This window comes from Paenibacillus sp. FSL R5-0517 (assembly GCF_037974355.1).
Lineage (GTDB): Bacteria > Bacillota > Bacilli > Paenibacillales > Paenibacillaceae > Paenibacillus.
The window spans coordinates 5899126-5912876 of sequence record NZ_CP150235.1; the positions used below are offsets into that span (position 1 = coordinate 5899126).

Sequence of the window (13751 nt, forward strand, 5' to 3'; positions counted from 1 at the left end):
TCTCATGATGACACGCGGATCGTCTGTCCTGCGGTCATTGTTAAAATAGTTACATAATCGCCCTGGGGCGTAAGCTCTGCCTTCGCTTGTTCATTTCCTTCCACACGTAGCGGATAAGTACTGCGAAGGGTTAGTGAATCACTTCGATCTGCTTTGATAACCGCTGACGCAAGCTTGTTGTCCGTCCACGTAATTGCTACCGTATAACCACCTCTAGCACGAAGCCCTTCAACACGACCTTGAGTCCAGAGTTCAGGCAGTGCCGGTAGCAAATGTAACTCGTTCAAGTGGCTCTGTAATAACATCTCGGCGATTCCAGCCGTACCTCCAAAGTTACCATCGATCTGGAATGGTGGATGGTCATCGAACAGATTCGGATGTGTGGATCGGGCCAGTAACGTGCGCACAAACTGATGTGCATGGCTGCTATCCAGCAGTCGTGCATACAGATTGATCAACCATGCACAGCTCCATCCTGTATGCCCACCGCCTTGTGAGATACGACGTTCCAGCGATATTCGTGCTGCTTCCACCAGTTCTGGTGAGTGCACTCGATTGATCTGCTCCCCGGGATACAGTCCATACAGGTGAGAGACGTGACGATGCCCTGGCTCGGATTCGGCAAAATCCTTAAACCACTCCAGCAATTGTCCTTCACTTCCAATACGGAATGGATAGAGTTTGTCCAGCGCCTCACTCCACTCGCTTGCCAACGATTCATCTATATTTAGCTGCTTCGAGGCTTCAATACAACGGCTAAACAATTCACGAATCAAAGTCATATCCATCGTTGAAGCCATGGATATACTGCGTGCCTCTCCAGCTTCTGTCAGAAACTTGTTCTCTGGTGAAGTGGATGGAATTGTAACCAGATATCCCTCAGGTCCTTCCACCAGCCAGTCGAGACAGAACAACGCCGCTTCCTTCATGATGGGGTAGGCACGTTCCTCAAGAAAACGTTGATTACCGGTAAATTGATAGTGCTCCCATAGATGCGAGGTAAGCCACACACCGCCCATCGGCCAAAAAGCCCAGCTTGCATCTCCACCTGTCGGCGTAGAGGTTCTCCAGATATCTACATTATGATGAGCAGCCCATCCACGGGCTCCATACAGAATACGCGCCGTTCTGCGTCCTGTATCACTGAGATCGGTCAACATATCAAACAGCGGCTCATGACATTCACTCAGGTTGCAGACTTCTGCCGGCCAGTAATTCATCTCCGTGTTGATGTTGGTGGTATAATCACTATGCCACGGCGGTTCTACCTGATGGTTCCAGATTCCCTGCAGATTGGCAGGCTGGCTGCCCGGTCGCGAACTAGCCATCAACAAATATCTTCCATATTGGAAATAAAGTGCTTCTAACCCGGGGTCTTGTTCCCCTGCCTGATAGGCCTGCAGCCGCTCATCCGTAGGCAATTCTGCGTTAACCGATGCACCTAAATCAATAGAGACTCTGTTAAACAATGCGCGATGATCTTGTACATGTCTTTCCCGAAGCACTTCGGCACCATGTGTGATCGCTTTGGAGATCATATCCACGCATTCCTTTTCGAGCAACCGGTTATCCTTCACAGGCAACACATCGTAACTTTCAAAGGACGTAGCCGCTGCCAGATAGAAAACAACCTGATCAGCACCCTGAATGTGCAACTTGCCTTCCAGGTTGGAGACCTTTGCGTGCTCCCCTGTTGCCGTAACTGCTACACGTACTGCATATGCGGTTCCCCGATCTTCTTCATACAGGACGGATTCCGGGTGATCTCTGAAATAATTGGATTCCACGTGACTCGGGCAACGGCTAAACATCGTGAGTGCATCTCCTGAGGTCTCAACGCGATAAGGGTGAGGACTGTCTAGCGTAACGCTGGCATTCAAAGCAGCCTTTCGATCCGCAGTCCATATGCAAACCATCAGATTATCCGAAGCACTGGAATACACTTCACGTACATAACGAATTCCTTCCCGTGAATACATCGTGGTAGCAATACCTGACTCCAGATCAAGTTCACGCTCAAATGCTTCATACGAAAGATCGTCCAGACCCTCATGGTGTAACAGAAAATGCCCCATTGGCTGGTAAGCCTCCACGTCACGGCCGAGCATCTCTCGGTTCAACAAGTCCTCAGCTTCACCATACTGTCCAGACATGATTAACTCACGCGTCTGCTTCAAATACCGCTGACTGCTGTATTGAATCGTATCCCGCGGAAATCCTGACCATAATGTATCTTCATTGAGCTGAATTCGTTCATCCGCTGCGCCGCCATACACCATGCCTCCAAGACGGCCATTTCCGATGGGTAGTGCTTCTTCCCAGCGTTTTGCCGGTTGTCGATACCATAAACGGTTGATTTTAGTTAGGTTATTGTGTAGGGACATCATTAACTCCTTTTCCTCAATTAGCTATCAAAGTATTTATGTCATAAAACGTTTTCGGTAAGTGCTTACATTAAGGAGATTATATGTGATTTCCAAATTTGCGTCAATGTAAATCATCACACCTCATCCACATAAAAAAAGGCCCTATTAAAGGGGCCTTTTTTTGTTTCAGCATGGGTTGAGGACAATCCATGTTATTTTATATCTTTTCCTGTCCAAAGGGAGACACGGTCTTTCACCCAAACAGTATATTGTTTCTCCATCTCCACTGCACCTGCTTTGTCCAATTCATCCAGGAAAGCATCATAGGTTGCGTCAAAGTTTGCTGGTGAAGTCAGAACAGCCTCCGGAATACGTTTACGAACGATATCCTGTGTTTTTCGGAACGTTACTTCATAATCTGTACCTGAAGGTACAGACATGTTGTATGCTGCTCCCCATTCCTTGAGCTTCAGATCATCTTCGGAAGGATAGAAATCTTTCCATGTTGTAATACCGTAGGCTTTCAACGTTTCCTTCTCGGCTGCAGTATAACCCGCTTGAATCTGCTCAGGGAAGTTCGTTGTATAATAGTTATCCGTAGAATCTTTCACACCATCGCCGTATCTTGCACTAAAGGCACTATACATCCCGATGCCTGTTTCTTTGCTGAAATTCGAGTTGTCATTGGTTTTGCGATCCTGAATCTCGTCAGGAATCACACGTTTGCCATTTTCGACGTTATAGTGTTGACCTTCAATACCCCAGTTTCTCAGCACTTGTCCTTCATCAGAAGCAAGCCAATCCAAGAATTTGATGATACGTACCGGATCTTTGGCCGAAGTTGTAATCCCGATGCCATAACCGTCAAATCCGGTTGGTTGGAACGTATGATCTACAATATCCTTGTTCAAAGACACGGAGAAGTGAGCATATGTGGCATCGTCCTTGCCTGCTGATTTGAGTGCATTTTCAGCTTCTTGATAGTTCCACTCTTGATCGATCAGACCGAGTACACGGCCACTGGCAATTTTGGACTTATATTGATCATCCTTTTGAACAAATGTATCTTTGTCCAACAGTCCTTCATTATACATTTTGTTCAACCAACGGAAGTACTCTTTCTCTTCTGGACGCTTGTAGTGAAGCATCGCTTCATACGTTTCAGGGTTAATGTAGTATTCACCATCATCAGGGGCACCTGTTGCCTGGAAGGCCGGGTTCGTTACCGTGATCATGATCTTCCAGTCATCTGCATTCAATGTCAACGGAATGGTTGGTTGACCATCAATGGTTGGATGTTTTTCATAATAAGCTTTTAGTACATTCTCATAATCCTCAAGTGTCTTCACTTCAGGGTATCCAAGCTCTTTCAATACTCTTTGTTGAATTTCGAATCCGCCACCTGCATCAAATACAACATTATCTACACCCATGTTTGTTGGGATCGTATATATCGACTGATCTTCCGTGTTATATTTCAGACGGTTCATCTGGTCGCCATAGATTTTTTTCAGGTTCGGAGCATGCTCTTCAATCAGATCGGTCAAATCCAGCATTGCACCTGCATCCACAAGCTTAGACAAGTTACCTTTAGGGAAGATGAGGTCAGGGTAATCACCGCTGGCCGCCATAAGTGCAATCTTCTGATCGCCACCGTTGTTCACATCATACTCAGCTTCAATCGTAACGCCTGTTTGTTTAGTAATCTCTTTACCGACTGCATCTTGCATCTTGTTCCAGGTCGGGCTTGGATCTGCACCGAAGAACGTCACTGTAATTGGTTCAGTTCCACTGGACTCCGTAGTTTCTTTTGTTCCCGAATTCCCGCATCCAGCTGTGACCAGCATTGCACTTGCGAGCATCAACATTGCAAACGTCTTGGGTGTATTACCTTTCATCTTGCCTCTCATTGTCTAGTTCCCCCTATTATTTATGAAGGTTTTATCTGTATAACAGGCTTTATGCCTGAGGATACCACTTTTTTGAATGCGCTTACGACTTATGCTGTAAAAGCCTGATTTTCAAAGATAATTGTCAGCAGCAACTATTTTACAACATTGTTCTTATAACAGACATAAAACGTTTTCGAAACATACTATAAAACGCTTACTGAAAGTGCTTACATGATAGATTATAGGCTATCCATCCGCTTACGTCAACAATAAAAAAAGCCCTTTCTCAAGGGCTTTTTTCGCTATGAAAATCCTTCACTTTAATGCTTGGTTTTCAACCTTATTTCACGTCTTTACCAGTCCAGAGGGATACCCGATTTTTAATCCATACCGTATATTGTTTTTCCATCTCCACTGCACCTGCTTTATCAAGTTCAGCCAAGAGACCATCGTATACGCTGTCGAAGTTTTCAGGTTTGGCAAGAATCGCCTCTGGAATACGTTTGCGTACGATATCCTGTGTTTTTTGGAACGTTACGTTGTAATCCGTGTCAGAAGGTACAGGCATGTTATATGCTGCGCCCCAATCTTTCAATTTCAGATCATCTTCGGAAGGGTAGAAATCTTTCCAAGTTGTAATACCATAAGCTTTCAATGTCTCTTTCTCTGCTGCAGTGTATCCAGCCTGAATCTGCTCAGGGAAGTTGGTTGTGTAATAGTTATCCGTAGCATCTTTCACGCCATCTCCGTATCTCGCACTGAATATATTGTACATACCCACGCCAGACTCTTTCGTGAAGGCAGAGTTATCATTGGTTTTGCGATCTTGTACTTCCGCCGGGATAACGCGTTTGCCATTCTCTACTTGGTAGTGCTTCCCTTCAACGCCCCAGTTTCTCAGGACTTGACCTTCATCAGATGCAAGCCAATCCATGAATTTGATAATGCGCACCGGATCTTTGGCCGAAGTTGTAATTCCAATGCCGTAACCATCAAAACCTGTCGGCTGGAATGTATGGTCCACAATGTCCTTGTTCAGGGACACGGAGAAGTGAGCATATGTTTTATCGCCACCGTTGGACGATTTCAAAGCATTTTCCGCCTCACCATAGTTCCATTCCTGGTCGATCAGACCAAGTACGCGTCCACTGGCAATTTTGGATTTATATTGGTCATCTTTTTGAACAAATGTGTCTTTGTCCAGCAGACCTTCATTGTACATTTTGTTCAACCAACGGAAATATTCCTTTTCCTCAGGACGTTTGTAGTGGAGAACGGCTTCATAGGTCTCAGGATTGATATAATACTCACCATCATCCGGTCCACCCGTAGCTTGGAATGCAGGGTTCGTTACCGTGATCATGATCTTCCAGTCATCTGCGTTTAATGTCAACGGAATAGTCGGTTGACCATCAATCGTTGGATGTTTTTCATAATACGTTCTCAGTACGTTTTCATAATCCTCAAGCGTTTTCACTTCAGGGTAGCCAAGCTCTTTTAATACTCTTTGTTGAATCTCGAATCCGCCCGTAGCGTCAAATGCAACGTTATCTACACCCATATTGGTCGGAATCGTATAGATCGCTTGATCTTCCAAGCTATATTTCAGACGGTTCATCTGATCACCATAGATTTTTTTCAAATTGGGAGCATGCTCCTCAATCAGATCGGTCAGGTCCAGCATCGCGCCTGCATCCACAAGCTTCGACAAGTTGCCTTTAGGATAGATAATATCAGGGTAATCACCACTCGCAGCCATCAAAGGAATCTTTTGATCTCCACCATTATTCACATCATACTCAGCCTCAATTGTAACTCCCGTTGCCTTGGTAATCTCTTGACCGACAGCATCCTTCATGTTGTTCCAGTTCGGACTTGCATCTGCACCAAAGAATGTAAAGGTTACTGGACTGGTTGTGTCTCCGGAATCAACCGGCTTTTCTGAAGCGTTACTTCCTCCTCCATTGCTGCTGCATCCTGCTGTAATTGCAAGAGCACTGGCTAACAGAAGCATTGCGAATGTTTTTGGTGTTTTGCCCTTCATGTGTAATCCCCCTTATGGATATAATGAAGCTGTATATTTGTATAACAGGCTGACCTGCACATACCGTGACCAGATGAAACGAATGTAATTTTCTTGTTCTTATAACATTAGAAGCGTTTTCTGAAAAATGAAAAACTGCCCTACACTACCTTACTTCCTTCCCCTTAGGGAATTTTCACCCTGCAATCAGGCTACATATCACATGATGTACAAGCAAATGTAAGTGCTTTCATAATTGAATAATAATGCCTCTTAAAGTCCTTGTCAATAGTGAATTTATAAAATTGAAAACGTTTTTTAGAAAACGTTTTAGATAAAAAAAGAACCCGTATAATACGGGTTCTTTCTCTTTTTAAATCTGTCTTGCTTATTGCTTATTTAGCCTCTTCACCGCTCCACAACTGAACACGGTTTTGAACGAGTTCTGTATATTGTTTTTCCATGTCCTCTGCTCCTGCTTGGTTCACTTCTGTAATCATGCCATCATAGATGGCATCGAACTGCTCAGGAGTACTCAAAATGGCTTCTGGAATACGTTTCCGGATGATATCCTGGGTTTTCTTAAAGATGACGTTGTAGTTGGAGTCCCCTGGTGTTGGCAGATTGTATGCTGCTCCCCATGGTTTGATTGGGAACTCGTCTTCACTAGGGAACATATCTTTCCAAGTTGTAGCTCCGTAAGCTTTAAGTGTTTCTTTCTCAGCATCGGAATATGCCGCCACGATCTGTTCAGGGAAATTCGTAGTGTAGTAATTGTCCGTTGAATCCTTCACACCATCTCCATAGTGCCCAGAGATATTGGTGTACAGTCCTATACCCGTCTCTTTCTGGAACACAGCTGCATTATTCGTTTTTTGGTCCTGAATGTCGGCAGGAATGACACGTTTGCCGTCCTTCACTTCATACTGTTTACCTTCAATTCCCCAGTTCATCAATACTTGCCCTTCTTCAGAAGCCAGATAATCGAAGAATTTGATCGTACGAACCGGATCCGGATTGGTCGTTGTAATCCCTACACCCCAACCGGATACAAAACCAGGGTCTTGGAAGGTTTGATCCTTGATATCCTCGGAGAGGGTAACCGGGAAGTGTGAATACGTCGCTTCAGACTTGCCCGCGGATTTCAAAGCATTCTCTGCATCGGAATATCCCCAATCCTGGTCAATAACACCAAGAACACGCCCACTTGCAATTTTGGATTTGTATTGGTCTGTTTTCTGGATGAAGCTGTCCTGATCCAGCAATCCAGTGTTATACATATGGTTCAACCAGCGGAAGTACTCTTTTTCCTCTGGACGTTTGTAATGCAGCATTGCTTCGTACGTTTCTGGATCGATGTAATATTCACCATCATCCGGTGCACCCGTTGCCTGGAATGCCGGGTTCGTTACGGTAATCATGATTCTCCAATCATCCGCATCCAGTGTTAACGGGATGGTTGGCTGACCATCAATCGTAGGGTGTTTCTCTTTGTACGCCTTCAAAACATTCTCGTAATCCTGAAGTGTACGCACTTCTGGATATCCGAGTTCTTTCAGTACACGGTGCTGAATTCCAAATCCACCACCTGCATCAAAGTATTTCTGGTCTACCGCATAATACGTCGGCAGCACATAAATAGCCTGATCCTCATTACTGTATTTCAACCGGTCCATGTAATTACCATACAGCTTCTTGAGATTGGGAGCATATTGGTCGATCAGATCTGTCAGATCAAGCATTGCTCCGGCATCCACCAGTTTGCTAAGTTCTCCTTTGGGTGACACGATATCCGGATAGTCTCCGCTCGCCGCCATTAAGGATATCTTATCCTGACCACCACTAACGGCAAATTCACCGTTAAGCGTTACCCCTGTTTTTTCTGTAAGGACTTTACCCACTTCATCCTTCATGCCATTCCAGTTCGGACTGGGATCAACACTGAAGAAATCGAAAGTAAGTGGAGTTGTCTCTGCGCTGGTATCCTTGAACGACGTATCACCGCCGCTTCCTCCACCACAACCTGCGAGTAAAGACATTGCAAGCACTGGTGCCAGTGCAATCTTCATTTTGGAACTTGCCATAATGGTAATCCTCCCTGTTTCATATGTCTGTTTTGTCCGGGACTTTTTTGTCCCTGTCTATAGCTTCATGAATACCACACCGCAGCCCTATACGGTGAAGCGCAGACCAAATGGCTGCGCTTCGGGTATCCTGATGCTTCATTTGTAGATGTACGGCCACTCTATGTGGCAGCCTATACAAGCTTGCTTATGCTTTTACTGCGCCCAATGTCATACCGCCAACAAAGTACTTCTGTAGGAACGGATATACAATCAGGATTGGAACCGTTACAACGATCGTAATCGCCATCTTGATTGATTCAGGTGAAATCTGTGTCATCTGTTGTGCCATGTCATTGGCATTCCGTCCAGCACCTGAGCCTTGCTGCGTACTTTGCAGTACTTTCATCAGCTCATATTGGAGCGTGGTCAGATGTGCCTTCGAACCATTATACAGGTACGTATCGAACCATGCATTCCATTGACCTACAGCCAGGAACAATGCGATGGTTGCAAGTACCGGTTTACACAGTGGCAGGATGATTCTGTAATAGATCGTAAAGTCATTCGCACCGTCCAGCTTCGCGGATTCCTGCAATGCATACGGCAGACCATCAATGAATGAACGGATAATGAAGACGTTAAATGCACTGATCATGCCTGGCAATACATATACCCAGAATGTACCGATCAGGTTCAGGTCACGCATCAGGATGTATACCGGAATCAGACCACCGGAGAAATACATCGTGAGTGCAAGTGTTGTAGAAACAAACTTACGAAGTCCAAAGTCAGGTCTGCTCAGTGTAAAAGCGATCATGGAGGAACTGATCAATCCGAGCACAGTACCTACAAGTGTACGCAGGATGGAGATCTGCAAACCTTGTAACAATCCATCATATTGGAAGATCGTTTTGTAGTTCTGTAATGTGAATTCGCGAGGCCACAAGTAAATCCCGCCACGTACTGTATCTGTCGAGTTATTGAGTGAGATGGCTAGTACGTTAAGGAATGGATATAGTGTTACGATCAGCACCATGGTCATCGCGAGGATGTTGAATATATCGAACAGTTTATCGCCCCGAGTAGCATTGAATGCTTTGTTCGCCATAATGTCGTCCCCTCCCTACATGATGCTTTCTTTGGTGAATTTTTTGAACAAGCCGTTCGCAGTAAACAGAAGGATGATACTGACAACGGAGTTGAATATACCTATGGCTGTACCATATGAGAATCGTCCCATATTCAAACCATAATTGAGCGCGTATAGATCAAGGACTTCCGAGTAGTCTGTGACCAGACTGTTGCCGAGCAAGAACTGCTTCTCGAAACCGATACTGATAAGATGTCCAATCGACATGATCAAAAGTACGGAAATCGTGGTCCGAATGCCAGGCAGCGTGATGTGCCACATTTGTCTCCAGCGGTTCGCTCCATCTACACGGGAAGCTTCATACAACTCTTGGTCAATACCGGTAATTGCCGCAAGATAGATGATGGCATTCCAACCGGTTTCTTTCCACATATCTGAAGCGGTTACAATGTACCAGAACAAGTTCCCCTTGGCCATGAATTGGATCGGCTGGTCAATAATGTTCAGGCCTACCAAAATGTCATTGATAATCCCTCCATCGGTGGAGAGCATCTTGGTAATGATCCCGGCTACAACGACCCAGGATACAAAGTGAGGCAGATAGGATACTGTCTGCACGGCACGTTTGAAGAACATACCTCTCATTTCATTCAGGAGAATAGCGAAGAAGATCGGTACGATAAAACCGACAACTAGTCCCATCAAGCTCATTGCAAGCGTATTCCGAAGTACCAGATAGAAACGTTCATCACTGAACAGCTCTACAAAGTGTTTAAAACCAACCCACTCTTGATCACCAAACGATCTGGCAGGTTTATAATTTTGGAAAGCCATCGTCCATCCCCATAGTGGCAGATAGTTAAATACGAAAACCCAAGCTACGAATGGCAATGACATGAGATAGAGATATTTCTGCTGTTTCATTCTGTCCCAAATTCCGTTCCGCCGATTCTTTAAAGGCGGTTTGGGGTCACTGCTTCTGTTCGCGGAAGCGGATTTTTTTGTTAGCGTTTCCATCTCCGTTCCCCCTCCTCTGTTTTATAGAATAATCATACTCGATAGAGCGTTTTCAAAATACCATCTGGATTTTAGAGAAAATCATATAAAAATTAGATATAGGCATATATAATCAGACATTATTTCGTTAAAATCAGTGATAAATTCTACTTTCAAATGCATTAAAAGCAATATAAAGGTAAAATTAAGTTTTATATGTAATATTCGAAAACGTTTTATAGTAATCGTTTACTTCAACATAAAGGCACACAAAAGGGACCCTTGAAGGTCCCCGTGTCTACAATGTAAATTGAATGGTCTGCAGTTTGGCGATCCCGAGCAATTGTGCAACCGATATGGAGCTTTCCGGTTGAAAGTGATCTCCATGCAGATACGCAAGTATTTCCTGAAATAAATAGGAGGCTTCCGGACGCTTCATTAACGACAGGTTAGTAAAAGGAAGTGAGGACACCAGAATCTTGCCCTTCCCTATAGTTGCCTCAAATGCATAAGCAAGTCGTTTGGCCCGATGGAAGTGGTCCACCACCTCGATCAGCGGCTCCACTCCTGGCAAAGTATCCAAACATATCGCTGGTGTACCATTTACAAGATGATACCAATGCCAGTCGGAAGCTCCATCATGAGGGAAAGAGCCCAGCAGTGGTACCTGATCTCTCAAATACATGCCCATCGTTGCACCAGGCTGTGTAGCGAACATAAGGTAATTCCAGAATACAGGCAGATATTTGGTCTCCACTGAATCATATAGTCCTTCTGCGATTGGCTGTAGCCAAACAGTTCCACCGTTGACTACATAATCAACAACATTGGGTGTTAAGGACTGAGCGATAACCAAGTCGATCTTTCCATGTTTCAACAACCGGAATCCATCGATGTGATCTACGCGATCATTATGCGCTTCACCTAGGAATGGCTGCAACTCTACAACTGTATTCCAGATCCGATTCGAACCCGGATGGGACTGATACAAAGGAAACGACCAGCCATGCCATACATTGGTTGCATGAATGTCCGAATCACCTGACCGCAGCTCTGCTTCAATCCGAAACGCTGCCGCCCCCTCACGAGGCGCAGTAGCAACAATGCTTCCCATTGAAATGACGGACCCACATTGAATATCTCCGGTTCTCCATTCCCCTTCGGTATGTACCACTTCATCGCTAATCAACTTCCAATGTATGGATACATTTTCAAGTGGAACTTTACCATAGTGAGATATGCGAACATCCACATCAATGGATTCTCCAGCGTAAAATGTACGCTCCTTGCAGCTTAGCAACACGACCACATCGGAGTTGAATTGCATGAATTCTTCAGGTGTTGTAATGCCTTTGTCGTCCCAGAATACATCCAGAATACCCGTCGTAGCATGTCCCTGACCCGGAAAATCACGGATATCCAGCAATTGCACGCCCGTAGCATCCGGTGTTCGTCTGATCCGCTCCATGGCTTCTTTTAAGGATCGTACCAGATGTGTACCGCTGGCTTGTTGAAAATGCTCCAGATCTGCCATCATTCCTTTGCGAGTAAGCGATTCCTCAATGGGTAGCAACCAGGAGGGACGCAGAACGCCCGTATATTTGTCTCTTTCCTGAGGCCGCACATACATGGTGTATTGTGCATGTTCATGTCCAATTACCGGATGCTCTGCAAGTCTGGTAACGGCATGATAGTCCAGTGTTGTATCTGGTACAGCAGAATATGCAGACTCCAGCGGGGGATGCCAGTTCAACGACTGAATATAATAATCCCCTTCCCGCCCTTGCGCTGGAAGCTGTCCAAAACCTGTATTATCCGTATATAAACGGGTTGGGTCCATCTCTTTTGCCCTGGAGACCCATGCATTAAGTTCCGGATGGCCATTCGCACCGATAAGTTCATTCCCCATGGAGAACATGACAAATGAAGGATGTCTGTGTAATGACAGGAGCAACCCGTCCAGTTCCTGTGTCAGATAGGTCAACACTTCAGCCGGCGCTGACTGATCTGACTTTTCAAAGAATCGAGACCAATGGGGCAGCTCTGCCTGCACCAGCATGCCCTCTTCATCAGCCGCATCCCAGAAAGGCTCCGGCGCGCTCCACCCATGCAGCCGGACATGATTGAAGCCATACGATCTGGCGACTCGAAACTGGCGAATGTAATGTGCCTTGTCCCAGACGGGATAACCTGTGAGTGGAAAGATGCAGCAATCCACATAGCCGCGTAAATAGACAGGCGTTCCATTCAATTTGAGCTGCTTACCATCTGCAACCAGAGAACGTACACCAAATGTCTGCTCTACCTGATCCAGTTCCCGTTCACCATCAAACAGACGGACCACGGCTTTATACATTTTGGGAGATTCATCCGACCATCTGGCGACAGACTTCTCTGCCCCAAGTTCCAATCGCCAATGATCAATTACAGCTTGGCACTCAGTTGAACCTACTGAGCTTGGATCAGTTGGCGGTCGAGCTTCCAGCTTCACATGAGAACTATATCGATCAAGCCACGTGCCATCAGGATGCTGGATATCCACATGTAATTGAACAGCTCTATCCGCTTTACTTGCGGGAGCGCTTACAGTACAGCCCACCAGAATGGTCCCATGTTCAGCATCGGGTTGAATGCGTAACGTCTCTAGTCGACATGGAGGCAGACAGTCCAGATAAACCCCACCGGTAATTCCACCCCAGGCTGTAGCTGTATGCAATGAATGTATATGGCTTCCGGCCAGCGGAAGTTTCATCGTATTATCCACGCGCATCTCCACCCGATTCACTTCTCCCTGCTTCACCAGAGAGGTGACATTCCACTTTTGTTGATTCACCAGACTATCCTGCTGCCCGGCATAATGCCCATTCATCCAGAGATCCGTTGTCCAGCGAACCCCTTCCAGTCGAAATACATACTGGCAGCCAGGGTCATCTGAAGGAATATGAACATCTTGAGCATACCAGGCCGAGCCTTCATACTCACGTATTTTGGTCCAGGTATCGAGCCTTTCGTATTCAGGCTCTTCTCCGTATCCTTGCTCTTCCCATGAACCGGGAATCTGAATGGTCTCCCATGATGTATTTTCACACTGTGAAGGCGGTAGTATCTTTTGTGCAATATGCTCATCGGGCTCCAGATCCAATCGAAACTGCCATGTTCCATTGAAGTTCAATGTATGACGTGCCTTAGCTATATCAGACAAATTCATATCGTATAACCATCCCTTCACCTGAGTTCTTGTAAACTCAGTCTATGATGTAGTGCCCTCCGTGACCATTGCTTATCATGGGAAGTGCATGGACAATATGATGAAGCTGG

7 protein-coding genes are annotated in these 13751 nt (G+C 45.5%); all 7 read right to left on the reverse strand.

The genetic code is table 11. From position 1 onward, the window contains the following. Positions 1 to 2 precede the first annotated feature (2 nt). Positions 3 to 2387: a glycoside hydrolase family 95 protein gene (locus MKX40_RS26385; RefSeq protein ID WP_339237805.1), complete on the reverse strand. Its 2385-nt coding sequence runs from the start codon at positions 2385 to 2387 to the stop codon at positions 3 to 5. Between the two features lie 191 nt (positions 2388 to 2578). Continuing rightward, on the reverse strand, positions 2579 to 4264 hold the full coding sequence (locus MKX40_RS26390) for an ABC transporter substrate-binding protein (RefSeq protein WP_339243209.1): 1686 nt from the start codon (positions 4262 to 4264) through the stop codon (positions 2579 to 2581). 334 nt (positions 4265 to 4598) lie between these two features. Beyond that, positions 4599 to 6302 (reverse strand): ABC transporter substrate-binding protein, encoded by a 1704-nt coding sequence (locus MKX40_RS26395; RefSeq protein ID WP_339237807.1) that lies wholly within the window; start codon positions 6300 to 6302, stop codon positions 4599 to 4601. A gap of 374 nt (positions 6303 to 6676) precedes the next feature. Then, complete coding sequence (locus MKX40_RS26400; RefSeq protein WP_339237809.1) at positions 6677 to 8365, reverse strand: ABC transporter substrate-binding protein; 1689 nt, start codon at positions 8363 to 8365, stop codon at positions 6677 to 6679. Between the two features lie 187 nt (positions 8366 to 8552). Beyond that, the gene (locus MKX40_RS26405; protein ID WP_278298248.1) at positions 8553 to 9455 is read right to left on the reverse strand and encodes a carbohydrate ABC transporter permease; all 903 of its coding nucleotides are present in this window, start codon (positions 9453 to 9455) and stop codon (positions 8553 to 8555) included. Positions 9456 to 9470: 15 nt separating this feature from the next. Continuing rightward, the gene (locus MKX40_RS26410) at positions 9471 to 10454 is read right to left on the reverse strand and encodes a sugar ABC transporter permease (RefSeq protein ID WP_339237813.1); all 984 of its coding nucleotides are present in this window, start codon (positions 10452 to 10454) and stop codon (positions 9471 to 9473) included. A 277-nt stretch (positions 10455 to 10731) separates the two neighbouring features. Further along, entirely contained in the window at positions 10732 to 13641 is a 2910-nt protein-coding gene (locus MKX40_RS26415) for a sugar-binding domain-containing protein (RefSeq protein ID WP_339237815.1), read from the reverse strand. Positions 13642 to 13751 lie beyond the last annotated feature (110 nt).